The sequence below is a fragment of the Bacillus sp. FJAT-45066 genome (assembly GCF_002335755.1).
Lineage (GTDB): Bacteria > Bacillota > Bacilli > Bacillales > Bacillaceae_I > Bacillus_CD > Bacillus_CD alkalisoli.
In genome coordinates this window covers 3,703,866-3,728,385 of record NZ_NISQ01000001.1, presented here as the reverse complement: position 1 = coordinate 3,728,385, position 24,520 = coordinate 3,703,866, and the positions used below count along the sequence as shown (strand labels likewise).

At 37.3% G+C, this 24,520-nt stretch carries 26 protein-coding genes and 1 riboswitch; of the genes, 5 read left to right on the top strand and 21 right to left on the bottom strand.

Annotated elements, in window-relative coordinates; translation table 11 throughout:
• Positions 1-9: 9 nt before the first annotated feature.
• Positions 10-2,406, bottom strand: coding sequence for a ribonuclease R (gene rnr / locus CDZ92_RS18595; protein WP_096156690.1), 2,397 nt, complete (start codon positions 2,404-2,406; stop codon positions 10-12).
• Positions 2,407-2,572: 166 nt separating this feature from the next.
• Positions 2,573-3,307, bottom strand: a complete 735-nt coding sequence (locus CDZ92_RS18590; protein WP_096157067.1) for an alpha/beta hydrolase — start codon at positions 3,305-3,307, stop codon at positions 2,573-2,575.
• A gap of 492 nt (positions 3,308-3,799) precedes the next feature.
• Positions 3,800-3,881, top strand: a riboswitch (cyclic di-GMP riboswitch).
• Between the two features lie 201 nt (positions 3,882-4,082).
• Between CDZ92_RS18590 and CDZ92_RS18585 the strand changes: the two genes are divergently transcribed.
• Positions 4,083-4,226, top strand: coding sequence for an anti-repressor SinI family protein (locus tag CDZ92_RS18585; protein WP_096156689.1), 144 nt, complete (start codon positions 4,083-4,085; stop codon positions 4,224-4,226).
• Positions 4,227-4,360: 134 nt separating this feature from the next.
• Positions 4,361-4,696: a helix-turn-helix domain-containing protein gene (locus CDZ92_RS18580; protein WP_096156688.1), complete on the top strand. Its 336-nt coding sequence runs from the start codon at positions 4,361-4,363 to the stop codon at positions 4,694-4,696.
• A gap of 367 nt (positions 4,697-5,063) precedes the next feature.
• Here CDZ92_RS18580 and CDZ92_RS18570 read toward each other — a convergent pair whose 3' ends face one another.
• From CDZ92_RS18570 to CDZ92_RS18525, 11 genes are all read right to left on the bottom strand, one after another.
• A complete protein-coding gene (locus CDZ92_RS18570; protein ID WP_096156686.1) occupies positions 5,064-5,849 on the bottom strand; it encodes a hypothetical protein in 786 nt (261 codons plus the stop codon).
• A 55-nt stretch (positions 5,850-5,904) separates the two neighbouring features.
• Positions 5,905-6,582 carry a hypothetical protein gene (locus tag CDZ92_RS18565; protein ID WP_096156685.1) on the bottom strand — a complete coding sequence of 226 codons (678 nt, stop codon included), beginning with the start codon at positions 6,580-6,582 and terminating at the stop codon, positions 5,905-5,907.
• Positions 6,583-6,645: 63 nt separating this feature from the next.
• Positions 6,646-7,194 carry a signal peptidase I gene (locus CDZ92_RS18560; protein ID WP_096156684.1) on the bottom strand — a complete coding sequence of 183 codons (549 nt, stop codon included), beginning with the start codon at positions 7,192-7,194 and terminating at the stop codon, positions 6,646-6,648.
• 83 nt (positions 7,195-7,277) lie between these two features.
• Positions 7,278-7,592: a hypothetical protein gene (locus tag CDZ92_RS18555; protein WP_096156683.1), complete on the bottom strand. Its 315-nt coding sequence runs from the start codon at positions 7,590-7,592 to the stop codon at positions 7,278-7,280.
• Positions 7,582-8,271, bottom strand: a complete 690-nt coding sequence (locus CDZ92_RS18550) for a hypothetical protein (RefSeq protein ID WP_096156682.1) — start codon at positions 8,269-8,271, stop codon at positions 7,582-7,584. Before CDZ92_RS18550 ends, CDZ92_RS18555 begins: the two co-directional genes overlap by 11 nt.
• Before the next feature lie 401 nt (positions 8,272-8,672).
• Positions 8,673-9,302 carry a class D sortase gene (locus tag CDZ92_RS18545; RefSeq protein ID WP_096156681.1) on the bottom strand — a complete coding sequence of 210 codons (630 nt, stop codon included), beginning with the start codon at positions 9,300-9,302 and terminating at the stop codon, positions 8,673-8,675.
• Positions 9,283-9,900, bottom strand: coding sequence for an LPXTG cell wall anchor domain-containing protein (locus tag CDZ92_RS18540; RefSeq protein WP_096156680.1), 618 nt, complete (start codon positions 9,898-9,900; stop codon positions 9,283-9,285). Before CDZ92_RS18540 ends, CDZ92_RS18545 begins: the two co-directional genes overlap by 20 nt.
• Before the next feature lie 16 nt (positions 9,901-9,916).
• Positions 9,917-10,438, bottom strand: a complete 522-nt coding sequence (locus tag CDZ92_RS18535; protein ID WP_176483816.1) for a signal peptidase I — start codon at positions 10,436-10,438, stop codon at positions 9,917-9,919.
• Positions 10,413-11,219: a hypothetical protein gene (locus CDZ92_RS20140; protein ID WP_176483815.1), complete on the bottom strand. Its 807-nt coding sequence runs from the start codon at positions 11,217-11,219 to the stop codon at positions 10,413-10,415. The genes CDZ92_RS18535 and CDZ92_RS20140 overlap by 26 nt, the downstream gene beginning before the upstream one ends.
• Positions 11,220-11,300: 81 nt before the next feature.
• Positions 11,301-12,188 (bottom strand): TasA family protein, encoded by an 888-nt coding sequence (locus CDZ92_RS18530; protein ID WP_096156678.1) that lies wholly within the window; start codon positions 12,186-12,188, stop codon positions 11,301-11,303.
• Between the two features lie 108 nt (positions 12,189-12,296).
• Complete coding sequence (locus CDZ92_RS18525) at positions 12,297-12,836, bottom strand: signal peptidase I (RefSeq protein WP_096156677.1); 540 nt, start codon at positions 12,834-12,836, stop codon at positions 12,297-12,299.
• A 248-nt stretch (positions 12,837-13,084) separates the two neighbouring features.
• Between CDZ92_RS18525 and CDZ92_RS18520 the strand changes: the two genes are divergently transcribed.
• The 3 genes from CDZ92_RS18520 to CDZ92_RS18510 all read left to right on the top strand — a co-directional run bounded on the left by CDZ92_RS18520 (position 13,085) and on the right by CDZ92_RS18510 (position 15,254).
• Positions 13,085-13,435: a helix-turn-helix domain-containing protein gene (locus CDZ92_RS18520; protein ID WP_096156676.1), complete on the top strand. Its 351-nt coding sequence runs from the start codon at positions 13,085-13,087 to the stop codon at positions 13,433-13,435.
• 16 nt (positions 13,436-13,451) lie between these two features.
• A complete protein-coding gene (locus CDZ92_RS18515) occupies positions 13,452-13,583 on the top strand; it encodes an anti-repressor SinI family protein (RefSeq protein WP_096156675.1) in 132 nt (43 codons plus the stop codon).
• Positions 13,584-14,042: 459 nt separating this feature from the next.
• On the top strand, positions 14,043-15,254 hold the full coding sequence (locus CDZ92_RS18510) for an ATP-binding protein (RefSeq protein ID WP_096156674.1): 1,212 nt from the start codon (positions 14,043-14,045) through the stop codon (positions 15,252-15,254).
• Between the two features lie 45 nt (positions 15,255-15,299).
• On the opposite strand, the gene secG is transcribed toward CDZ92_RS18510, so the two are convergent.
• From secG to gap, 8 genes are all read right to left on the bottom strand, one after another.
• On the bottom strand, positions 15,300-15,530 hold the full coding sequence (secG, locus tag CDZ92_RS18505) for a preprotein translocase subunit SecG (protein WP_096156673.1): 231 nt from the start codon (positions 15,528-15,530) through the stop codon (positions 15,300-15,302).
• Between the two features lie 106 nt (positions 15,531-15,636).
• Positions 15,637-16,995, bottom strand: coding sequence for a glycosyltransferase family 2 protein (locus CDZ92_RS18500; RefSeq protein ID WP_096156672.1), 1,359 nt, complete (start codon positions 16,993-16,995; stop codon positions 15,637-15,639).
• On the bottom strand, positions 16,996-17,811 hold the full coding sequence (locus CDZ92_RS18495; RefSeq protein WP_096156671.1) for a glycoside hydrolase family 16 protein: 816 nt from the start codon (positions 17,809-17,811) through the stop codon (positions 16,996-16,998).
• A 232-nt stretch (positions 17,812-18,043) separates the two neighbouring features.
• The gene (gene eno / locus CDZ92_RS18490; protein ID WP_096156670.1) at positions 18,044-19,339 is read right to left on the bottom strand and encodes a phosphopyruvate hydratase; all 1,296 of its coding nucleotides are present in this window, start codon (positions 19,337-19,339) and stop codon (positions 18,044-18,046) included.
• Between the two features lie 29 nt (positions 19,340-19,368).
• Positions 19,369-20,904 (bottom strand): 2,3-bisphosphoglycerate-independent phosphoglycerate mutase, encoded by a 1,536-nt coding sequence (gene gpmI, locus CDZ92_RS18485; protein ID WP_096156669.1) that lies wholly within the window; start codon positions 20,902-20,904, stop codon positions 19,369-19,371.
• Complete coding sequence (tpiA, locus tag CDZ92_RS18480) at positions 20,897-21,658, bottom strand: triose-phosphate isomerase (RefSeq protein ID WP_096156668.1); 762 nt, start codon at positions 21,656-21,658, stop codon at positions 20,897-20,899. Before tpiA ends, gpmI begins: the two co-directional genes overlap by 8 nt.
• 236 nt (positions 21,659-21,894) lie before the next feature.
• A complete protein-coding gene (locus CDZ92_RS18475; RefSeq protein ID WP_096156667.1) occupies positions 21,895-23,082 on the bottom strand; it encodes a phosphoglycerate kinase in 1,188 nt (395 codons plus the stop codon).
• Positions 23,083-23,451: 369 nt separating this feature from the next.
• Positions 23,452-24,459 carry a type I glyceraldehyde-3-phosphate dehydrogenase gene (gene gap / locus CDZ92_RS18470; protein ID WP_096156666.1) on the bottom strand — a complete coding sequence of 336 codons (1,008 nt, stop codon included), beginning with the start codon at positions 24,457-24,459 and terminating at the stop codon, positions 23,452-23,454.
• Positions 24,460-24,520: the final 61 nt, after the last annotated feature.

Genomic DNA, 24,520 nt, shown 5'->3' with positions numbered 1-24,520 from the left:
TCCCCCATCTTATCGTTTTTTCTTTTTCGTACGTTTTTGTTTTGGTGCATTTTCGAAAAATGCTTTTTTCTTTTTACGGTCGCCACCTTGCCCGCCACCACTACTCTTTGAATCTTTTGGACCTTGTGTTGTCCAACCAATTTCAAATGTATAATCATCGATGTCGCTTGCACTTTTACGCTTTTGACTACGGCCTTTTGGTGGCTTTCCTCGATCACTTGTAATGACACGTGGTGCAGCTTTTTGATCAGGGCGTCTAGTCCCTTTCATTCCTACTACTTCAAAATCAATCGAACGTTCGTCTTTGTTTACATTCACAACACGAATCGTAATTTCGTCACCAATTCGGTACACTTTACCAGTACGTTCACCTATCATCGCGTAATGGCGCTCATCATAACGATAATAGTCATCTGTTAAATAACTTACATGTACAAGACCTTCAATTGTATTTGGCAGCTCAACGAACATACCGAAGTTAGTAACGGAGCTAATCATTCCGTCATACTCCTCGCCGACTTTATCTAACATATATTCCGCTTTTTTCAGCTCGTCTGTTTCACGTTCTGCTTCTACTGCACGGCGTTCCATGTTAGAAGAATGTTCCGCGATTTCTGGTAACATCTCATTCCACTTTTCTTTCGTTTTCGTGTCCATTTTGCCTTCTATTAAATACGTACGAATTAACCTGTGGACAATTAAGTCTGGATAACGACGAATCGGTGAAGTGAAATGTGTATAATATTCTGTGGATAACCCAAAGTGACCTAGGCTTTCCTCGTCATATTTCGCTTGTTTCATCGAGCGAAGCATGACAGTTGATACAACCATTTCTTCTGGCTTTCCTTGTACCGCTTCAATAATTTCTTGAAGCGCACGTGGGTGAATCGTGTTTCCTTTTCCTTTCACAACATATCCAAAGTTTGTAATAAACTCGAAGAATCGTTGTAGCTTTTCTTCTTTCGGATCTTCATGGACACGGTAAATGAACGGTACATTCATCCAGTGGAAATGCTCGGCAACTGTTTCGTTCGCAACAAGCATGAATTCTTCGATAAGACGCTCCGCAACAGAACGCTCGCGCAACTCAACATCTGTTGGCGTTCCATCTTCTGTTACTAACACTTTTGCTTCTTTAAAATCAAAGTCAATCGCGCCGCGTGTCATACGTTTGTTTCGCAGGATTTCTGCAAGCTTTTCCATCTCGTGGAACATCGGAATTAACGGCTCGTATCTGTTAATAACTTCTTCATCTTTATCCACAAGAATTTTATTCACATCTGTATATGTCATTCGTTCTGTTGTCTTAATCACACTGTGGAAAATTTCGTGTTTCACGACTTCCCCACTGCTTGAAATTTCCATTTCACAAGACATCGTTAGACGGTTTACTTTCGGATTTAGTGAACAAATACCGTTAGAAAGTCTATGTGGAATCATTGGAATCACTCGGTCTACTAAGTAACAACTCGTTCCGCGGTCTTGTGCTTCCATATCAATGGCTGAGCCTTCCGTTACGTAATGTGTAACGTCGGCAATGTGTACGCCTAGCTTGTAGTTACCGTTATCTAGCTTTGTTACTGTAACTGCGTCATCTAAGTCTTTAGCATCCGCACCGTCGATTGTGACAATCACTTGGTCACGTAAGTCGCGGCGATCTTTTATATCTTCTTCATTAATTTCATCTGGTGCAGCGTTTGCTTGATCCAATGCTTCTTTTGGAAAATCGCCAGGTAATCCGTGCTTGTGGATAACCGAAAGGATGTCCACACCTGGGTCATTTTTATGCCCAAGTATCTGGATAACTTCTCCTTCTGCACTTAAGCGCCCTTCTGGATATGTGGTTAACTTGACCACTACTTTATGTCCTTCTACCGCTCCGTTTGTTGCATTTTTCGGGATAAAGATGTCGTTTGATACTTTTTTATCATCAGGAATAACAAAACCGAAATTTTTACTTTCCGTATATGTACCTACAACTTCTTTAATTCCACGGTCAACAATTCGAATAACAGTACCTTCTTGGCGAGATTCCCCTGATGCTTGACGGTTAACTCTGACTAACACTGTGTCACCGTGCATCGCTGTGTTTAGTTCATTTGGTGGGATGAACACATCGTCCATCTCTTGGTCTTCTGGCATAACGAATGCGAAGCCTTTCGAGTGCCCGATTACCTTCCCGCGGATTAAATCCATGCGTTCTGGTACACCGTAACGGTTGCTTCGTGTTCGAACGATTAAACCGTTTTCTTCCATATAAACGAGTGCTTTTACAAATTCTTTAAATTCCTCTGAATCTTTAATACCAAATGCTTCTTCTAGTTCTTTTGTGGATAATGGCTTGTATGCTTCTTCTTTCATATGAGAAAGTAACTTATCCACATGTTGTTGAATGTTTTCTTCCATTGAATATCCCTCCTTTTATTAGAGGCTACGTTAGTTACCGCTGTTGATTGGATTGCAAGTCTCCGCTTTCCGCGGGAGTCTACGACTTGCAATCCAATCAACCGCTAGATCTTGTAATACTAATACGATATAACACAGCCTTTGTTTTAATTTGATTCAAGTCTACTTACCAATCTAGTGTTTCTAGGAAGTCGTAGATGTCTTCGTGTAGTTGTTCTTTTTCTTTGTCGAGTGTGATGACATGGCCGGATTCTTCGTACCATTTTAGTTTTTTGTTGTTGTTTTCTACTTCGTTGTAGATGATGTTGGCACTGTCTGTGTTGATCATGTTGTCGTGACGAGCTTGGACAACAAAAGTTGGTGCATATATCATATCGACATTTTCTCGAACTTCTGAAATGAGTTGTTGCAGTTCTTTAAGTGTGTTCATCGGTTGAAATGTACTTATCTCTGTTTCTATTTGTTCTTCTGATTTTCCTTCACGCTTCTTCCATTCTCTAGCGTATTCTAGCACGCCTTTATACATGACATCTTCGCTTTTTATATACATAGGTGCACACATAGGCACAATACCCTTGATAGGTACAGTGTAACCTAATTTCAAGGAAAATACGCCTCCAAGTGACAATCCAACCGCTGCAATATTTTCATGACCTTTATCTTTTAAAAATTGGTAGGCATTCAGGACATCTTGCCACCAATCTTCAGGACCTGTATGAACTAACTCCTCTGGCGGTACACCGTGACCTTTATATTGTGGAGCATGACATGTGTATCCTTTTTTCTCCAGAAAACGACCTAACATTCGCACGTCTGCAGAATTCCCCGTAAATCCGTGCAATAATAAAACCGCACGTTCGCCACCTTCAAATGTAAATGGTTCAGGTAACTTCACTTTCATGTTGAACATCCTTTCTCCTCATATTATCTATTAGTAGTATGTGTAGTTTTCTATTCATAGATAATTTGTATCCGAAAGAATATATTACCATAATCAGAGAAAATGGGCATTTATAAGGCATGCACTATTACTTATACGTATGTCCCATGAAAAAGTTCCTTGTTTTTTTCTGTCGGTAGTTTTTTGAATTTTATAAAAATAGTTAAATAGTCCTATTTATCAACTCTGTATTTTCAGACAATTTCGACATAAATCTTTGGTCTATCTTGTCAGTATAATTCTGCAATGTATATGCTTTTCACTTTTGTATAATTCATTCTAAAGAGAAACCCTGCATTTTCCAATATACTCATAGTGCTTTTTCATCAAATTTTGTTACTTTAAAATAACTTTTGTGTATCGACACATATCTGCAACATCTTAATTTTGGTTATTTTATAATGACAATGGATGTAAGACAACTACTGTAATTTTAGTCGTATGACGAACGAATCAGTCCAAGGGCAAACTTGTTGAAAAGCAAGGACGCAAAGTCGACAGATCTAACGTAGAAAAGTGCAGGGCGTTTGCTCAGCGGCGCACAAAAAGGACCGGTCTGGTAGGAGATAAAGGAAACACGAAGAGCGACGTAAGGAGTGATTCGATGTTGACTTATCGTCCGGACAGAACGGGAAGTTTGATAGCCGCTAACGCACGGAGCTAGACAGTACCGAATCTACCAAGATGGCTGGACTGCCTGAAATACCGCAAGTAAGTATTTTAGGAGGGAAAAAGTATGGGGAATGCATTACTAGAAGTAACTGAAAATTTAGACAGAGAATGGGTAGAACTAATAGGATCAGCATTAGAAATGGGGATAAGCGCAGAAGAGATTAGAGACTTCTTATTGAACTACTCTACAAATGAGTCCATTTCATAATGTCTAATTACTGCTCGAAAAACGAAACATAATTAAGAGATCGCACTTTAGTTATGTAAGCATATTTGTTCTAAATAGCTAACATTTCCTTCGTTATATGCTATAATATATGCATAATAAGGAAGGTGATACAAATGATTGGTGAACGTATTAAGAAATATCGCCAACAACGTAAATTATCTATGAGTGAATTAGCAGATCGAGCTGGTGTAGCAAAGTCTTATTTGAGCTCTATCGAGAGAAACTTGCAATCTAACCCTTCTGTGCAATTTTTAGAAAAAGTCTCTGCGGTACTAGGTGTTTCTGTTAATACATTGCTACTTGACGAAGATGCGCATGATAATGCTTCAAAGATTGATTCAGACTGGGCGACTCTTGTAAAGGAAGCAATGGAGTCTGGCGTTACGAAAGATCAATTTAAAGAGTTTCTAGAATTCAACAAATGGAAAATGAAACAAGATAATAAATAAACGCTAGTAAATGCGACTAGCGTTTTTGTTTTGAAATTTTTACTCTCTTCTCTTATACCAAGACTAAATAATAAAAGGCGTTGGACAATATATCCAACGCCTTACCTGTTATACTACTTGATCAATTTTTACAGATACTAACTTTATTCTTAAAAGCTTTTTGGAGGCCTTTCTCGGTTCTTCCTTGTGACATAGAGCTTTATGAACCTTTTGTTCGGCTAAGTTACTAGAGCAGGTTGGACAGACCCATTCTAAAAACTCACAGCTTCCATAAGACTTCCTCATGCACTTCGGACAACATTTCATATACACCTTCAGGACCTCCTAGTGTGTGTAGTGTTTTAACTAACTTACTTGTTAAAAATTATTACTTACGGTCTACTTGGTTTGCAGCGATATGAATGTCAAAATCCATTTTCGCACTTTGGTATGCATTTCCAGCTGTATCTTTAAGAGCTGTACCAAATAGGACATGTACGTACTCCGTTTGTAACATCTTTTCACCGAAGAATAATCCTTTTTCAAGAACCTTCACTGCATCTCCACTTCCATCTGTAGCTTCAGCTAATTGTTCTTGAATATAACCGTTACTCATAAGCGCCATAACAGGTTTTCCATCTGCTAGTGTTTCTTCTAGCTCACCTAGATCTTCTTCAGTTTCAATATATATGACATGCATTGTTGCACCATAAAAATCTTGGAACATTTTTTCCATTTCAAGATTTTCATCATCATTTTCTTCTAAATACTCACGGAAAGCAGAATCAATAAACCCTGCGTCTGTTACACCATTTGCTTCTTCATTAAATACAAATATTGCAGCCGAACGATATTGTGAAAAGTCAATTCCTTCTGACCCATATAATTTACCTGTAAATGTAGCATCTAAGTTAATTTTTATATCTGTACTATTATTTGCGATTGTTTTCCAACCTTCTGCAATTTGTGAACGGCTTGGCGCTAAATATCCAGAGGAATAATCGAACGTAGCTTGTCCTCCACCAGTAATCTCTACGATTGCATTGTCTACGACACCGTGTGCTTCCGTACTTCCTGTAAACCAAGAATATGTTCCAAATCCTGCACCTGCTACGATTGCTCCAGCTAACGCTGTTCCTAGCACAGCTTTTTTCACTTTAGTCATGTTTGACATTACTATTTCTCCTCTCACAACAGTTTTATTTATAAAAATGTTCGTATCGTTTTAATTAGTCAATATCGTAAAATGCGTCAATTTCATCTTGGTATAAAGCACCAAAGTCGATTTGCTTCGCATCCACTAATACTACTGGACGTAATGTTGCGCCTTGTAGGTTGTTATTTGCATCTTTATCCAGGTGAATAACAACGTTAATTTTAAGTTTTTCGCCATTGTTTAAGCGCATTTCCTCAAGGAAATCTTCACCGTTGTTATACCATTCCCAACCGCTCATTGTTTTTTCTACAGAGCCCCAAGAGAATGTAAACTGATATTGCTCAAGTGCTTCTTGTAGTGTGTAACCTGCTAAACCTTCATAAGAACCATTGCGAGGGAAAGTTGTTGCCATATTATCACTAGTTAACAAGTCACCTGCATTGTTTACTGCAAATGCTAACTTACCTCTTAAAAGAACGTCCTCATATGTTGCATCTCCACCATGATCATTAGAGATAGTTAAAGAAGTGGATACTGTGCGAGATGGAGCTAAACGAGTGAAAGCATTTCGCTCAAATTGGAATGCACTAAAACCACTACCTACGATTTCTAACTGTGAGTTTTGTACTTCTCCTGTTACAGATGCGTGGCTAGTGAACCAAGAGTATGTACCGAACCCCGCGCCAACTGCTAGCGTACCAGCAATAGCTGTACCGATTAACGCTTTTTTCACTTTCTTCATGTTTGCCATTTGAAAAACATCCCCTTTACTATAGTGTTATATATTTGGCAAATAGAGTAATGCTCTATTTGTTTATCCCTTTGTTACAACTTCTTCTTCTTTTGATGAAGCGATGACGCCTGTCCGTTGAAAAATTTCTATTAGTAAAAACAAGAACACCGGTAGACCAATCAGTAAAATAAATCCTAATGGACCAGACACGAATTTTGCCACATGGCCCGCATTTGGTAGAACTGAAGTTTGAACACCAATAATACTCTCTTGGGTCACTCTTCCATCATCTTGCACATTGTTGTTATCACCTTTAGTTATATAAACGACTTGCCCATTTTCCATGGAAGAGTCGATTATTCTATGTGTAACCAAAATACCATCAGGGTGTTTAAACGTTACTACGTCATTGATCTTAGGCTCTAAGTTGGGCTTTATTAAGATAACATCTCCTGCATTAAATTCAGGCTGCATACTATTAGATAAAATCGTTAAGGGCTTGTATCCAAAAATGCTAGGCACCTTCTCTATATCACCTTTTGATTGTGAGACGAAGAAAATGACTGCCCCAGCCGCTAAAGCTAGGAAAACAATAAAAGCAGTAGAAAAGATTTTAAGGACCTGTTTCAACTCTCACACCTCCTTTATAAAGAAAGAGTTGTTTTCAATAAAGAACATTTTTTGTAAAAAGAAAACTGATCTATGTCAGTTCCTTATTCTTTATTTGTTTCTTCTTCGTCCTCTTCTGCTTCTTCCGTATTTTCTGCGTCGTCTTCTACAGCTTCAGGTTCTTCCTCTTCTTCCGAAGTAACCTCTTCTATATCCTCAGCACTAACACTGTCTTCTTCGCTAATTAGAGGTAACTCTATCCCAAAATCTTCTTCATGAGCTATTTCACCTTGAATAGTTACTCTTTCCGTAAAATAGGAGTGAGATTCTGCGATAAAATAACTAGCAGAAAAACATATGACAAACACAATTATTAAGTAGCTTCCAAACAATCTAGCATACATTTTGTTATTTTTCATAGATAGCACCTCTTCTCCACTGAGCAAACCGTATAGAATAATAGATTAAGATAGCTAGACCAGCAATGATTAACAGTGTACCGATATATAATAAGTTCCAAAGATTTGTTGCAGTTTTTGGTAGTTCATTCGTTGTATCGTCTTTTATCTCTGTATGTACCTTTTCAATTTTGTCTGTTAACGATCGGATTGTTAACTCTCCATGTAACGTGGCTAGTTGAAAGTCATTACTCGCCAGTTCGTTTAAACGAACAACATACGTAAACTCCACCGCTTCTTTTGCGTTAATCGTAGTTAATTCCAAAGTCTTTAGAAAATCGTTCCAATCATCTAAAGTTGTCCAACTATAAGAATAGATTCTTTCATTTACTGACACTTTACCTTTTATTTCATACATGGATAACATCTCAGCTAAGGTGTCTTGATTTAAGTCATTGTTATGCAAGTAAAAGTTAAATGCAATATCAATATCTACGGGGACTTCGTTATCATTTCGTACTGTAACCGTCTTCTCCTCTAATTCTCGAGAAGGAGCTAACTTTACTGGATCTAATAGCGTCGTCTTCCCTTGTTCGATAAACAATGTCTCTTTTCCATCCGCATATACAACAGGTGGTGGTTTAAAAAAGAAGACAAGTATAAGTGCTAAAGCAACTAGTAAAAACGATCTAACCAACAACTTATAATCCACCTGCCTTCTACTAGATTAATAGTTCTGTATTGAGAACCGTTAAGTAGAGTATAGAATATTATGTATAATTGATAAACTTCCAAAAACGGCTGTTTTTTCGTTATAATGAACAAATTTCTATTAATATCTTCTATTTTCTTTTAAATGCTTACTTTTTTGTGTTTTATATGGAACGGTAGTGTTCTGTATATTGAACTAACTGAAAATACTTTTATATGAAACCTTTGCTTTTGTATTTTTAAAAAAATAACAGTCAATGTATGTCTGATGGATTAAACCTTATGTTTTTTGAAAAGGAAGATGTTCTAAAATAGTAAAAAATATATCATTACTCAAACTAAAAAAGACCCAGTAAATCTGCAGGCCTTTTAAACCATTCTTTAAGGTGATCAATGGTTATCATCTATTAGTTTACTATGCAATATTAACCTATGAGTTGGATTTATCATTGGCTCACATGTAATTAATGTTAGTACACTTTTATCATTATATTTATAAAGAACAGATACATCATCTGGCTTTACTATTTGAACTTCAAATACTTCGTAAACATACTCACCTTTATTAGAATGGGCATACACTAAATCTCCAATTTCAACTTCGCCTAATCGATTAAATAATCGCCCAAAACTATGGCTCCTATGAGCTGCTATGGCAGACGTTCCTATCTCACCAATTATTGCTGTCCCTATTAAGTGACCTGCTGCATACTTTAGATTTTGATCTGTAGCACCTGCTAAGATGGGGATAGAAACGTTTATTTTAGGTATTTCAACCTTGCCCATAATAGTATTTTCAGTACTTACTGAGTCTACATTTTCTTCAGTTTCCTGAAATTCCAAAAATACTTCCGTCAAATCATGAAAACTTTTTTGAATTATATTTTTATTTGATACTTGGTTATCTTCGAATAGTGATATTAGCTCTACAGCCTTGAAATCTCTATACTGTTCATAAAGAAAAGGATAGGAGAGAATGATGATTCCTGTCATGATTAAACTAATGGATAAAGCCTTCATTTGCTGTCCTTCTTTTCATTGCTTTTATATAAATAGCATGAGTTGTATATGAGATCATACCTATAGCCAAGATAATACTGCCGATAATATAAAAAATTGAATAACCGTCCTCACCTGTAGTTGGTAGTTTTCCAATAATATCTGAGTAACCCATTTTTGCATCGACTACTAAGTCAAAGTCAATTCTTTCTCCTTGAAATTCATTACCACTTTCTTTTGGAAAATAGATAGAAAATGTAATAGGTGTATTTTCACCAGCCTCAAGATTACCTAAAGCAATTTTCTTTATATCCAAAAACTTACCAACATGTATCTCTTGATCATGCAAAAAAATACTCACTTCTAATGTATCATAAAGTTTTTTTGAACCTTTTACACGTTTTAAACTAACGTTATAGTTAATAACATCTTCTGAAATATTTGTTAGTTTGACAGTAGAACTGGTTGTTCCCCCTGGTGCAAAATTACTTTTATAAAAGAAGTTGTCATCATCTAAATCTATCAACTTTTTATTAGCTAATGCGGTTGTATGGAAAGGTGATAAAAAAATAAAAATACCCAATACAATCAAAAGGGAAATATAAATACGATGTTTCAATACAAACACCTCATAATTAATATTCTTGGGGTTTATAACGTTTATAAGTTTTTTTATTGAGTAATAATGATTTCCTAACAAGTACAAAAACTATATAACATAAAGGGAAATTAAAGAATAGCACAAATCCAACTGGGCTTGATATCCACTTAATCAAATAACCCCCGTAAGGAATATATCCAATGTATATATTTGTTAAATTCTCAATAGGTACCCTTTCGTATACGCCTAACGAAATTGCATCTCCTTTCGTAAGAACATAGTCATTGTTTATTTCCACTACCCGGTGAGTTATTCTTTTACCTGTACCATCTTGGTAGGTAACAATTTCACCTACTTCTATTGGGTTTGTACCTACTGTTTTAGAAAGAATTAAATCTCCAGCTTTGAAAGTTGGATTCATACTGTCAGATAACACAATAGCGAAACTTAATTTCATTACATAGAAACTGGTGAATAAAGAAAGGAGAATGATATTAAGAAAAATAAAAATAACATTATTTTTGTTTTTCTTAATCATTTTCTTCGTTTTCTTCATCAGGATCTTCATTATCCTCGTTGGAGCTTTGTAGAACTTCTTCACCATCACCGTCATCATTAATGTCATGATCAGAGTCAGCTTCTTTTCCGCTATTTCCACCTTCATTTTTTTCTTCAATATTTGAATTAGCTTCTTCATCAACATTTACTTCTTTATCAAGCTCATCCACTTTACTATTAACTGGACTACCGGATTTCTCTTCTTCATTACTGGAAATATCAACTTCTTGCTCGCTTTCTTTTTTGCGTTTAGTATCTTTATCTTTAAGTAGATAATCTGAAAGTAAAATTTCTAAATAGGATTCAGAGTAATTTCCACCCTTCACTTTCCCCGGTGGATTATGAACTTTGACTTTCACTTCCTTAGCTAAATAGCTATTCCCATTCACATCTGTACCTTCTATATCAAAGTAAACCCACTGGATGTTACAATGATTATCTTCTCGATGTGCTACTTCAAAAACGTGTGTAATCGCTTCGTTCACACTTATGTTTTGGGATATCTCAAATTCCTCAATAATTGTATAGTTATTTTTAGGATGTGATTTTTGTCCAGCAACCACTTTGAGTTCCTCTATTACATTTTCAGTATTGTTTTTCACATCCAAAGTTACAAAGCACCCTTTAGGTGTTAAATCTGCCCATATCCCAGCTGTTAATTTCCCGGAAGTTTGTGATTGGTCGGAAAGAAAAGCAAAAGTAATACTACCTACAAAGTTTGTATAGAGTAGGAATACAGCAATTGCTAATAATGAGATGTGAATTTTAGAATTCATCATAATACCACCTCTATGATACTAAACAGAGTAGCTTAATATAAAGCTACTCTGTTTTAGCAGATTCTTTTTGAATATATCGATTTAGTTTCCAGAGAAATCCCAAACAAATTTATCTGAACCGTCTTCAAAAGTTCCTACAAAACTACCATCTCTACCATTAGCACCTTCATACTTTTGAATACCTTGAACATATAAATCAACAGTGATTTCAGATTCTTGATACTCGTTACCAGCTTGTTTGTCAAGCATTAAGTTAAACATAACATAGAATGATTCACCTGGTTCTAATGTTCTGTTTCTTGGTTGACTAGGTTGGAAATCATTTAAATATGACCACTTCGCTCCTCTACCTGGTGCATGAAGTGTTTCTAATGATGTAAAACCACCAGTTTGGGCAATTCTATCAGAATGTTTCCAACCACCGTACTGCATATTTAAGAAAGTTGTATTTGTTAGTGCATTAAATTTATCTTCATTTGTAGAACCGATTGTAATATTTTCAGCTAAGTAGTTTTCCACCGATGTAATATTATCTTCATGGAAAACTAACAACTGTATTTTATAATGTTCGTAAAGATCCTCTGCGGTTATCATAACATCATTTCCGTTTTCATCTTTTTTGTAGAAATTCTCTTCAACAAATTCCGTTGGATATTTATCTAATGCATCTTCTATACTTGTAACAGCTTTCAATTCTAAGTCCATAGCAAATCTCATCCACATTGGAAGACTGCCACTATTTTTAATTTCTAGTAACTCTCCTACAACTACTTTCTCAGGTGCAATGTTTACTGCCTCAAAAACATTTTTATCTGTAAATCCATCTCTTTCGAAGAATAGTGATCCTGCTTGAACACTTCCAGAAGTCTCCATTTGATCAGAAAAGTAAGAATAAGTTCCAAATCCGCCACCGATTAGAATTGCACCAGCTAAAGCAGTAGTTCCTAAAACCTTTTTCATGTTTTTCATTGTTTAATTTCCTCCAATTTAATTATTAATATTTTTTATAATTCGACTCAACTAAAATTTATGTAGTCTGCTCCTCCCCCTTGTTCACCTCCTTTAAAGGTATTGGATTTAAGCAGCTTGTTGAGTTTGTTTTCTGCGAAAAAACCGATCGTAAATTTCTAAACCTACATACAATACAAATGGTAATCCGAATATTAGTGCCATCCCTAAAGGTGTTGAGGCAAATTGTGTGATATATCCTAATTTAGGAATCGTAAACATTTGCTTTGCAACAACATTTTCAGCGGCAAGTAAAGAGTCATCTGCAACAACAACATTGTCACCTTTTGTTTCAAAAAACGTCTTACCCTCTTGTTGTACAACGTCAGTAATTCTATGCGTTACAAAAATGTTGTCTTGTTTGAATGTAATAATATCTCCCGTTGATACTTGATCGCCTGAAACCTTTTTAGAAAAGATTGTATCCCCAGCTTGGAAAACAGGTTTCATACTATCTGATAAGATAATCATTGAACTTATACCAAAAACTGACGGCACTTCATTTGGTGCTGATCTAGATTGAAAAGTGATAATACTAGTGAAAACAAAAAACAGTACTAATATTGATACAATTCCGTAGAAAGCCAACTTACCAATTTTATTAATCATGTTACACCCACCTATATAAATTGGGTTCGTTGCTCATTTTTTCGTTCTCTTTAACGAACCTTACAATACGAAGTATAAAACAAAATGTTCTTAATGAAAAACAACAAATTCGTCCGTTTTTCGTTAAAAAGAACAGGTAAACTACTATTATCTTTTAAATGCTCTTATTTTCTAACTATTTTGTTTTTTATAAAGAAATAATTGTGCGTTATAATGAACTCAATACTGATACATAAGGGGCACCTAACATGATTGGAAAACGGATTAGGAAGTTACGTAAAAGCCGTGGGTATTCTTTGAGTGAGCTTGCAGAAAAAGCAGGTGTATCCAAATCATACTTAAGTTATTTAGAAAGAGATCTTCAAACAAACCCTTCTCTCCAGTTTCTACAAAAAATATCCTTAACTCTTGGTGCAGATATTGAGTACCTATTAAATGGAGCGAATGCATTTTCTTCTATTAATAGTAATAACACGGAGTTGGATGAAGAATGGAAGCAGCTATTACGAAAAGCAATTCATGAAGGAATGACAAAAGAAGATTTCATTCGCTTTCGAGATTACTTACAGTTTCAAAAATGGCAAAATAATAAAAATTAACGGGAGGTTATAAAAAATGCAATCGGAACTTGATTTAGAATGGGTAGACTTGTTGCTGGAGGCAAAGCAATTAGGAATAACAGATGAGGAAATACGAGAGTTTTTAGAGGGAATGACAAACAAGAAAGAAGATCTTCTTTTAAGATGATAGTTTTTGAATAGTAAAAACCACATTTCATCAGGAACAACCCGTTCTGTTGAGAGGGAGAAAACAGTATATCGCAGGGCTATTGGAGATGGGGATTAGCATACTAATTCGCATCTCCTTTTTATGTTATTGAAAGGCTCTTTCGCAAAGTTTGTTGCTTTTGCCTTTAATTGTAGAGCTTGAGAGTGGATTGGAGCGGAAGGCACTGGACTCCTGCGGGAAGTAGAGCGAAGCGTGAGACCCCACAGGCGGAAAGCCGAGGAGTAGGTTTTTTCACGATAATGAAAATAACCTTCCCCTGAGCTCCCCGCGGAAAGCCAGTGCCTGCAGCGGAAAGGAACGGATAACATTCTTATATAGCTAAAGTTTATTGAAAAACAACAAAGTTTACGAAAAGAGCCTTTTAATTCTACCATTCTTTAGTAAAATAAAAGATATGACAAAATTTGAGGTAATTACATGAACATGAAGAACCAAAAGCATTTGCCAAAGGAAAATATATATTGGATATTTACTATTACTAGTATCATCTTAATGACGTTAGGGTCTTTCATTGAACTGTGGGAGAATGGACTAACTACTACATTTATTATACATCTACTAATGGTACTCGTTATTTCGGTACTATTAATTATTTATCCTAAAAATAAGAGCATTTATACGAAATATGCGTTGAATATTGCAATGCCTATATACTTTTATGCGATGTTTATTATGTATCCTTTTACACTTTCTCCTTTTCTTATTATTTGTTTCATACCAGGGATAGCCATATTATTCTATAATCAAAAGTTATTTTATTTTTCATTAATTAATAATGTTGTAATCGTCATTTCCTTTATGGTTTATGTATTCCTTGTGGATCAAGGAGCGGGGTTTCCAATTTTTCATAAAGATTTAGCAGGTTATGCGATTAATTTTCTAGCATGCCAAGCAATGCTTTATTTTATTTTTGCACTGCTACAGAAAAAGATTGAAGAGCAAAGACAATATTATCAGCAGCTTCAAGCCGATGAACGGTTAAAGACTACCGGACAATTGGCTGCAGCAGTTGCACACGAAATCCGAAATCCCATTACAGTTGTGAAAGGGTTTATTCAATTATATGAGCAAGACAAGCAACTACCTGAACATGTTAAAAAGCACTATCAATTAATGTTAGGTGAGCTGAATACAGCTGAAACCGTTATTTCTGATTTTTTAACGCTAGCAAAGCCTGATGTCAATGAGGTAGAAAGTATTGAAATAAAGCCTGCTCTCTATAATGTAATGGATTTATTAAATACGTATGCTTTAATTGATACCATCCAAATTGAATTAGACATTGAAGATGATTATTCTATCCAATGTACATTAATCGAATTTAAGCAGTTATTCGTCAACTTATTAAAGAATGCGATTGAAGCTTCCGAGCATGGGGGAACAGTTCGAGTAACGGTGAGAAGAGGCAATAGTAGGGTAAAAATCGTCATTGTCGACCAAGGTGTTGGTATGTCTAAGGAACAATTAAAAAGAATCGGTACCCCTTTCTATTCTTTAAAAGCAAAAGGTACTGGTCTCGGATTAATGATATGCTTTAATATCGTTCAAAAATATGAAGGAACGATTGATTTCTTTAGCAAAGAAGGCAACGGAACAGAAGTAACCGTTACGTTTCCATTAGTTGAATAGATATAAAAAAACCACTTTTCATATTAGAAAAGTGGTTTTCATTATTTAAGCGAAAAATGCGATCGCTAATGTTAAAACGAAGAATAACACTGATAAAACAATCGTTGCACGGTGTAAATATAAATCTAAACCGCGAGCTTTTTGTTTACCAAAAAGTGTTTCTGCTCCACCAGAGATTGCTCCAGAAAGACCAGCGCTTTTACCCGATTGTAATAATACAACACCAATAAGTGCAATAGAAGTTAATACAAGAAGAATAATTAAGAAAATTTGCATATGACGACGACACCTCCTGCGAACGGACAAATATACTTACAACAAATGTATCATATTATCGCCTTCTATACAAGATACTAAAATTAGTGGAATATTGCCAATGCAGTTAGTTTCCTTGTTCAAATGAGTAGTCTCTCCCAGTACGGGCAACTTTGTTCCAGCCTTCTCTTTTTATAAAATAAGAGATCGTGCCAATACAAATAATTAGAATATTTAAAAACCTAAAAAATATTAGGTCTAGGACAATAGTTAGAGCAATAGAATGAATATTGACGCGAGGGAAAATTTGGTTGTATTTGGAAGCAACATATAGTGCTACGAAGTTATAAAGAAGATTACAAGTGGAAGATAAGATGATATATAGTAAGATAAACCTCGAATCAAAGGTATTAAGATTGAACAAAATCCAGATAACGCCAGTGAAAAAAATATAGCTACAGACGATGCCAATAAAAAAAGAGTCGATAAGGAAAAAGAAAGATAATTTTCTTGTAAAAATAGTAGTTAGAAATTCTTTCTTATAAAGAACTAAGCAATCAGTAAACGCTTTTTGCCAACGGATTCGTTGTTTATACAAGTCTCTCCATGACTCTGGCACTTCTGTATAGCAAGCTGCATCAGGAAGAAAGATTATTTTACTTCTTGGATGTTGTTTTAAATAGTTTTGTACTTTTATCGTTATATCGATGTCTTCACCTACTGTATTCCGATAGCCATTCACATGTAGTAAGACATCTTTTCTAAACACACCAAAGGCTCCCGAGATAATTGATAATGCATTGGATTTTGCTAATGACGATTTATATATAAAGAACCCACGGAAGTACTCTAATATTTGCAATTTGACGATTAACTTAGTTTTTAACGTCGGAAATAATGTTCCATTTTTCCACTTACGACCTTGTAACACATGGACAATGCCACCAGCAGCTATAACCTCTTTGTCTTCAAAAGCATCATTTATCCTATCAAGGGCTCTATTATCTAATATACTGTCAGCATCAAGCGTAATGATAATGGTATGGGTGGCTAGCATAATACCTGCGTTCAGGGCGTCTGCTTTTCCGCCATTTAATTTATCAATTAGAATGAAGTTAGCATGTTGTATTCCTTCATAAATAGCCTTTATTGGCTTAAACTCTAATTTTGTTAATAAGTATCTTTTGTCTACTTGTTTAAGTTGTATGGACTCACAAATCTTTTCTAATGTATGATCTGCAGAGCCATCGTTTATGAAAATAAACTCTACATTTTTATAAGTTAATTTTTTCATTGACTCTATTGTTGTTTCGATAATTGTTGCCTCATTATAACAAGGTATAAGTACGGATATGCCTCGTTTCCGCTCTGAAATAGGTGTTTTCTTTCTTGTATATTGTTTCATTGCAAATAAGCCATTTATCATGTGATAGATAGGAAATAAAATGGTCATCGAAAAGAGCATGATGGAAAAAATAATGATCACCTAATTGTTCACCCATTTCTCATGTAGTATTTCAACGGAGTCAATATGAAAAACTGCTGGAAATTTAGTAGATGAGGTTGGTGAACCTGGCCAATCTCCACCAATGGCAAGATTTATTATTAGCTTCATAGGTATGTTTGGGATATTTTCTTCTGTTCTAAAAGTTGTAACCCCATTAACAAGCCACTCCAATTTGTCTTTTGTCCATATAAGTTCATACGTATGGAAAACGTCATTATTCATTATTTCTCTAGATTCATATACTGTTTGAATGTTGCCACTAGCATTTCTATAATGATGCACAAAATAAATTTTATTTGGCTGACTCCCGATTACTTCCATGATGTCGACTTCGGGTATGTAATCGTCGTTAGAAATTGGTGCAAGCCATATAGCAGGAAATAACCCTTTTCCGACTGGATATTTGGCACGCATTTTTATATGCCCATACAAAATTGGATATTCGTTAGAAGTGTGTATAAGCCCAGATGTAAAGTCCTTTCCACCTTTTGACTCTTTTTTACCTGTTAGTTGAAGCACACCTTCCTGAACGGAAACATTGTAATCTGAATAATATTGAAGCTCATTATTGAAGTTCTCCTCCCGAACCAACACCTCCCAAATGTACGGATTTAGTCCCTTTGAAAAGTCATCCATCACATTTACATACTTCATCCCATTCCATTCTTTGTTTTTTTCTAACACTCTAATAGCAGCGTGATTCGAGCTATTCGCCCTATTCGTATCTGAATGAAAAGTCATAGTAGCAATCCATATTAAGCTAGCAACAATAAGAAATAGAAAGAACCGACTCATAAAACCACCTTTTTTTACCAATTTCTAATAAATTCTTCATCTTTTTTCGAGAAAAAGAATTATGGTATTATGAAATGTATTACGATTGGACGCTTTTAGAACTAAAGCTAGAAGAAAAAGTAGGAGAAACTCCTTTAGAAGGTTATAAGTGATGAACATTATTTGAATATTAGAACTAAATAAACGCAAAAAAACCCCACTGTTCTTTTTGAACAGTGGGGTTTGCTTTATATTACTTCTTTAAGTTGTAGAAAGATTTTAATCCATCATAACGTGCAGTGTCACCAAGTTGATCTTCGATGCGAAGAAGTTGGTTGTACTTCGCTACGCGGTCTGTACGAGATGGAGCACCTGTTTTGATTTGGCCAGCGTTTGTTGCAACAGCGATGTCAGCGATTGTGCTGTCTTCTGTTTCACCAGAACGGTGAGAGATTACTGCTGTGTAACCAGCGCGTTTAGCCATTTCGATTGCTTCGAATGTTTCAGTAAGTGTACCGATTTGGTTTACTTTGATTAGGATAGAGTTACCGATTTTGCGCTCGATACCTTCTGCTAATTTTTTCGTGTTTGTAACGAAAAGGTCGTCACCAACTAATTGGATCTTGTCGCCTAGGCGCTCTGTCATTAGCTTGAAGCCTTCCCAGTCGTTCTCGTCTAAGCCATCTTCAATAGAAATGATTGGGTATTTTTCAGCCATCTTCGCGTAGAATTCTACCATTTCTTCAGAAGTGTAAACTACACCTTCACCTTTAAGATGGTATTTGCCGTCTTCTTTGTTAAAGAACTCAGAAGCTGCAGCGTCCATCGCTAGCATTACTTGCTCACCAGGTGTGTACCCAGCTTTCTCGATTGCTTCTACGATTGTTTGAAGAGCTTCTTCGTTAGATCCTAGGTTAGGAGCGAATCCACCTTCATCACCTACAGCCGTGTTTAAGCCTTTTGCACTTAATACAGCTTTAAGCGCGTGGAAAATTTCTGCACCCATACGTAATGCTTCTGTGAAGTTTTCTGCTCCAACAGGCATTACCATGAATTCTTGGATGTCTACGTTGTTGTCAGCGTGCTCTCCACCGTTAATGATGTTCATCATTGGTACAGGAAGAGTTTTCGCGTTGAAGCCACCTAAGTGTTGGTATAAAGGAACTTCTAAATAGTCAGCTGCTGCGCGAGCTACTGCCATAGAAACACCAAGGATAGCGTTAGCACCTAGGCTACCTTTGTTTTCTGTACCGTCAAGCTCGATTAAAGCTTGGTCAATTGCAACTTGCTCAAGAACGTCATAAAGACCGATAAGTTCAGGAGCGATTTTTTCGTTAACGTTGTCAACAGCGGTTAGTACGCCTTTACCTAAGTAACGAGATTTGTCTCCGTCACGTAATTCAACTGCTTCGTGCTCACCAGTTGATGCACCACTTGGTACCATTGCGCGGCCGAATGCACCAGATTCTGTGTAAACTTCTACTTCGATTGTTGGGTTACCGCGAGAGTCCATGACTTCGCGTGCGTAAATATCAGAGATAATTGGCATGTTTGATAGTCTCCTTTTTATTTGAAAAATTATTTTTTAATTAAGCTTGTTCCTGTCATTTCGGCAGGTTTTTTTACTCCGAGTAGGTCTAGAACGGTTGGAGCCAAGTCCCCTAGTTTCCCTCCGTTATGTAACTCAATCCCAGTTTGGGTTACGATAACAGGTACAGGATTTGTCGTGTGGGCCGTCATTGGACTTCCTTCCATCGTTACCACTTCATCTGCATTTCCGTGGTCAGCAGTGATAATGGCAACTCCGCCTTTTGCTTCGATTGCTGCTACGACTTTTCCTAAACATTCATCTACTACTTCCACCGCTTTAATTGTTGGCTCTAGCATACCAGAATGACCAACCATGTCAGGGTTTGCGAAGTTTAAGATAATCGCATCATGTTTTTCTGCCTCAATTTCCTTCACAAGTGCTTCTGTTAGTTCATAAGCACTCATTTCAGGCTTTAAGTCATATGTTGCCACCTTTGGAGAATTGATTAAAAGGCGTTCTTCTCCTGGGAATGGCTCTTCACGTCCACCGCTCATAAAGAACGTAACGTGCGGATATTTTTCCGTCTCAGCGATACGAAGTTGTTTTAAACCGTTTTGGGCTAAAACTTCACCTAATGTGTTGTCCATTCCTACTGGTTCAAAAGCAACGTACCCATCTACTGTTTCACTAAAATGTGTTAAACATACAAACATTAAGTCTTGTGGGTGGTTTTCACCGCGGTCAAACGCGCGGAAGTCTTTGTTTGTAAAGGTGTTCGAAATTTGAATCGCACGGTCAGGGCGGAAATTATAGAAAATAACCGCGTCACTATCTTGAATCGTTGCCACAGGACTACCGTCTTCTTTTGTCATAACAGAAGGTAAGACAAACTCATCAAAGATACCGTTGTTATACGAGTCATTAATACATTCTACTGCGTTAGAGTATATTGGGCCATCGCCATACACCATTGCACGGTAAGACTTTTCTACACGATCCCAACGCTTGTCACGGTCCATCGAATAGTAACGACCGGAGATAGTCGCAATCTCGCCAACACCGTTTTGGAGAATGTATTCATTTAGCTGTTGAATATATTGTGGAGCGGTTTGTGGTCCAACATCACGGCCGTCTAAAAAACCGTGAATGTAAACGCGCTCGACACCTTGCGTTTTGGCAAGCTCTAGTAATGCAAACAAGTGTTGAATATGACTATGTACGCCACCGTCTGAAAGTAAGCCAAACACATGTAGACATGAGTTTTTTTCTTTTACATGATTCATTGCATTAATGAACGTTTCGTTTTGTTCGAAATGACCTTCACGAATCGCAACGTTTACACGCGTTAAACTTTGGTACACAATTCGTCCTGCACCAATGTTTAAATGTCCAACTTCGGAATTACCCATTTGGCCTTGTGGTAGTCCAACTGCTTCTCCACTCGCAATAAGCTCTGCATGAGGATACGTCTCCCAGAACGTATCAAAATTAGGCTTTTTCGCTAGGGCAACAGCGTTCCCACTTTTTTCACCACGTAGGGCAAAACCGTCTAAAATAATTAGTGCAACTGGCTTTTTACTCATTCTTACCTGCCTCCAAAAGCTGTAGGAAAGACTGAGGCTCTAAGCTTGCGCCACCAACTAAAGCACCATCGATATCAGATTGTGCCATGTATTCTTTAATGTTAGCAGGTTTTACACTTCCACCATATTGAATACGAACAGCATTTGCAGCAGCTTCACCGAATTCAGCAGCTACAACACCACGAATGTGTGCACATACTTCGTTTGCATCTTCTGCAGTAGAAGACTTACCAGTACCGATTGCCCAAATTGGCTCGTATGCGATAACTGTTTGTTTTACTTGGTCTTCTGTTAAACCTGTTAATGCTTTTTTCACTTGGTTTCCAACTAGGTCGTTTGTTTGACCAGCTTCACGCTCTTCAAGTGTTTCGCCACAACAAACGATAGGTGTGATTCCGTATTGGAATGCTGCTAACGTTTTTTTGTTTACAGATTCGTCTGTTTCTGCGAACATTTCGCGACGCTCAGAGTGACCGATTACACAATAGCCAACGCCTAAGTCTTTTAGTGCAGCTGGGCTTGTTTCGCCAGTGAATGCACCGCTTTCTTCAAAGTGCATGTTTTGGGCACCGATTTTTAAGTCTTTGCCTTCTGTGTTTGTTACTAGACGTTCTAAAAATAATGCTGGTGCACATACAACTGCGTCTACTTTTGTTGGAGAAGGAACTAGTCCTTTTACTTCTTCGACGAAGCTTACTGCTTCTGATAGTACTTTGTTCATTTTCCAGTTACCAGCGATGATTGGTTTACGCATGTTTGAAAACATCCTTTCCATGCTTGTTTTTGGCTGCCTTTTTGCAATATTGTCCGTTGATTTCCGCTGCAGTCACTCGCTTTCCGCGGGGAGGGATGTGAGCCTCCTCGTCTTCGCCTGTGGGGTCTCACACTTCCCTCTATTTCCCGCAGGAGTCGAGTGCCTTCAGCTCCAATCAACTCTTGGTTTTGAATATTTGCAAAAGCATCAATCTTTGTAAAAAACTCTTAAAAATTTTACTTATCGTTTAATGCTACTACTCCTGGTAGGGCTTTGCCTTCCATGAATTCTAGGGATGCGCCTCCACCTGTGGAGATGTGACTCATTTTGTCTGCTAGGTTGAATTTTTCAACTGCAGCTGCGGAGTCGCCTCCACCGATGACTGAATATGTATTCGTAGATTCAGCAAGCGCTTCTGCAACAGCTTTTGTTCCGCTAGCAAACGCTTCGTATTCAAATACCCCCATCGGTCCATTCCAAATCACAAGCTTAGAGTTACGGATTACGTCTGCATAAATCTCAGCAGATTTCGGTCCAGCGTCTAAACCTTCCCAGTCGGATGGAATTTCTTCGATAGGTACAACCTTTGTATTTGCATCTCTAGAAAACTCATCGGCTACCACTACATCTACTGGGATGTATAAGTTAACACCGTTATTTTTCGCTTTTTCCATAAACGATTTTGCTAAATCAATTTTATCTTCTTCTAGTAGAGATTTACCTACATCATGGCCTAATGCCTTGATGAACGTGTAAGCAAGTCCTCCACCAATAATTAAGTTATCTACTTTATCTAAAAGATTGTCAATAACACCGATTTTATCTTTTACTTTCGCTCCACCGATAATAGCTGTGAATGGACGATCAGGATTAGAAAGAGCTTTTCCTAAAACATCTAATTCTTTTTCCATTAAAAGACCAGAAACGGCTACATCTACATGGTGTGCAATTCCTTCTGTAGAAGCATGTGCACGGTGTGCTGCACCGAATGCGTCGTTAACGTACACGTCAGCTAGTTCGGCGAAACTTTTCGCAAGCTCTGCGTCGTTCTTTTCTTCACCAGGGTAGAATCGAACGTTTTCTAGTAAAAGAACATCGCCTTCTGCCATCGCATCAACTTTTGCTTTTACCTTTTCACCGTATGCTTCGTCCGCTTTTGCTACAGGGCGACCAAGTAGTTCTTGAAGGCGTGCTGCTACCGGTGTTAAACGTAGCTCTTCTACTACTTCCCCTTTAGGACGGCCTAGGTGACTTGCTAAAATAACTTTTGCACCGTTGTCTACTAAATGTTGAATAGTAGGAAGTGCTGCGCGAATACGAGTTTCGTCGCCAACTACTCCGTTTTTCATTGGAACGTTGAAGTCAACACGACAAAATACTCTTTTACCTTTTACATCAATGTCACGAATGCTTTTCTTGTTCATGTGAAAAGGCCTCCCCTTTTTAGGAATTTTATTATCCAAATGGCTGTTTTCGGTTTTTAGTTGCTCTAAACTCAAGTAGCCAGCAAACTTTGTCCGTTGATTTCCGCTGCAGGCACTTGCTTTCCGCGGGGAGGGATGCGAGCCTCCTCGGCTTCGCCTGTGGGGTCTCGCACTTCCCTCTACTTCCCGCAGGAGTCAAGTGCCTTCCGCTACAATCAACTCAGTGTTTCAAAAGCTACAAAGACCTACAGCCATTTAGAAAAAAGCCAAACATAAAGAAAGGAGGAAGGGATATGTACCCCGTCCCCCTTTTAACCACTACTTATTATATCTAAAAGGCTTGTGAAATCTCAAATATTTTGTGAAAGATTATAGACCTTTAGCAGCCATGTATACAGCTAAGTCTAACACACGGTGAGAATATCCGCTCTCGTTGTCATACCAAGAGATAACTTTAACCATGTTACCTTCCATTACCATTGTAGATAATGCGTCGATCGTAGAAGAGTCTGGGTTACCATTGTAGTCACCAGATACTAATGGCTCTTCAGAGTAACCTAAGATTCCTTTTAAGTCACCTTCAGCAGCTGCTTTGAACGCAGCATTTACTTCATCAGCTGTTACGTCTTTGTCTAATTCTGCAACTAAGTCAACTAACGAAACGTTAGGAGTTGGAACACGCATCGCTCCACCATTTAATTTACCTTTTAACTCAGGTAATACTAGAGAAACTGCTTTTGCAGCACCAGTAGTCGTTGGAATGATGTTTTCCGCTGCTGCACGAGCACGACGGTAATCTTTATGTGGTAAGTCTAAGATTTGTTGGTCGTTTGTGTAAGAGTGAACAGTTGTCATCATACCACGTCTGATACCAAAGTTGTCGTTTAATACTTTTGCAAATGGAGCTAAACAGTTAGTTGTACAAGATGCATTAGAAATGATATCGTGGCTAGCAGCATCGTACTTGTCTTCGTTAACACCCATTACGATTGTGATATCTTCGTCAGTAGCAGGTGCAGAGATGATTACTTTCTTTGCTCCAGCTTCTAAGTGTTTCGCAGCGTCAGCACGCTTCGTGAAGAAACCAGTAGATTCCACTACGATGTCAACACCCATAGCACCCCAAGTTAATTTCGCAGGGTCACGCTCAGCTGTTACTTTGATCGCTTTTCCGTTTACTACTAAGCTGTTGCCATCAACTGTTACTTCAGCGTCTAATCTGCCGTGAACAGAATCATATTTTAAAAGGTGAGCAAGCATGTTAGCATCTGTTAAGTCGTTAACTGCTACTACTTCTACCTCAGCGTTTTTTAAAGCTGCACGAAATACGTTACGTCCAATACGTCCAAAACCATTAATACCAATTTTTACTGCCATGTTAAGTTCCTCCTTAGGATTCTAAGAAAATTTTTATTTTGTATGGCTACATTCGTAACCT

What these genes read in the sequence shown, in the direction of transcription:
- CDZ92_RS18525 (WP_096156677.1), bottom strand. Translation starts at nt 12,836, where the DNA reads ATGATTAATAAAATTGGTAAGTTGGCTTTCTACGGAATTGTATCAATA.
- gpmI (WP_096156669.1), bottom strand. Translation starts at nt 20,904, where the DNA reads ATGAGTAAAAAGCCAGTTGCACTAATTATTTTAGACGGTTTTGCCCTA.
- CDZ92_RS20140 (WP_176483815.1), bottom strand. Translation starts at nt 11,219, where the DNA reads ATGATGAATTCTAAAATTCACATCTCATTATTAGCAATTGCTGTATTC.
- CDZ92_RS18545 (WP_096156681.1), bottom strand. Translation starts at nt 9,302, where the DNA reads ATGAAGGCTTTATCCATTAGTTTAATCATGACAGGAATCATCATTCTC.
- CDZ92_RS18590 (WP_096157067.1), bottom strand. Translation starts at nt 3,307, where the DNA reads ATGAAAGTGAAGTTACCTGAACCATTTACATTTGAAGGTGGCGAACGT.
- CDZ92_RS18570 (WP_096156686.1), bottom strand. Translation starts at nt 5,849, where the DNA reads ATGTCAAACATGACTAAAGTGAAAAAAGCTGTGCTAGGAACAGCGTTA.
- CDZ92_RS18475 (WP_096156667.1), bottom strand. Translation starts at nt 23,082, where the DNA reads ATGAACAAGAAAAGCATTCGTGACATTGATGTAAAAGGTAAAAGAGTA.
- CDZ92_RS18585 (WP_096156689.1), top strand. Translation starts at nt 4,083, where the DNA reads ATGGGGAATGCATTACTAGAAGTAACTGAAAATTTAGACAGAGAATGG.
- rnr (WP_096156690.1), bottom strand. Translation starts at nt 2,406, where the DNA reads ATGGAAGAAAACATTCAACAACATGTGGATAAGTTACTTTCTCATATG.
- eno (WP_096156670.1), bottom strand. Translation starts at nt 19,339, where the DNA reads ATGCCAATTATCTCTGATATTTACGCACGCGAAGTCATGGACTCTCGC.
- CDZ92_RS18565 (WP_096156685.1), bottom strand. Translation starts at nt 6,582, where the DNA reads ATGGCAAACATGAAGAAAGTGAAAAAAGCGTTAATCGGTACAGCTATT.
- tpiA (WP_096156668.1), bottom strand. Translation starts at nt 21,658, where the DNA reads ATGCGTAAACCAATCATCGCTGGTAACTGGAAAATGAACAAAGTACTA.
- gap (WP_096156666.1), bottom strand. Translation starts at nt 24,459, where the DNA reads ATGGCAGTAAAAATTGGTATTAATGGTTTTGGACGTATTGGACGTAAC.
- CDZ92_RS18515 (WP_096156675.1), top strand. Translation starts at nt 13,452, where the DNA reads ATGCAATCGGAACTTGATTTAGAATGGGTAGACTTGTTGCTGGAGGCA.
- CDZ92_RS18510 (WP_096156674.1), top strand. Translation starts at nt 14,043, where the DNA reads ATGAACATGAAGAACCAAAAGCATTTGCCAAAGGAAAATATATATTGG.
- CDZ92_RS18555 (WP_096156683.1), bottom strand. Translation starts at nt 7,592, where the DNA reads ATGAAAAATAACAAAATGTATGCTAGATTGTTTGGAAGCTACTTAATA.
- CDZ92_RS18520 (WP_096156676.1), top strand. Translation starts at nt 13,085, where the DNA reads ATGATTGGAAAACGGATTAGGAAGTTACGTAAAAGCCGTGGGTATTCT.
- CDZ92_RS18535 (WP_176483816.1), bottom strand. Translation starts at nt 10,438, where the DNA reads ATGAAGAAAACGAAGAAAATGATTAAGAAAAACAAAAATAATGTTATT.
- CDZ92_RS18580 (WP_096156688.1), top strand. Translation starts at nt 4,361, where the DNA reads ATGATTGGTGAACGTATTAAGAAATATCGCCAACAACGTAAATTATCT.
- CDZ92_RS18495 (WP_096156671.1), bottom strand. Translation starts at nt 17,811, where the DNA reads ATGAGTCGGTTCTTTCTATTTCTTATTGTTGCTAGCTTAATATGGATT.
- secG (WP_096156673.1), bottom strand. Translation starts at nt 15,530, where the DNA reads ATGCAAATTTTCTTAATTATTCTTCTTGTATTAACTTCTATTGCACTT.
- CDZ92_RS18530 (WP_096156678.1), bottom strand. Translation starts at nt 12,188, where the DNA reads ATGAAAAACATGAAAAAGGTTTTAGGAACTACTGCTTTAGCTGGTGCA.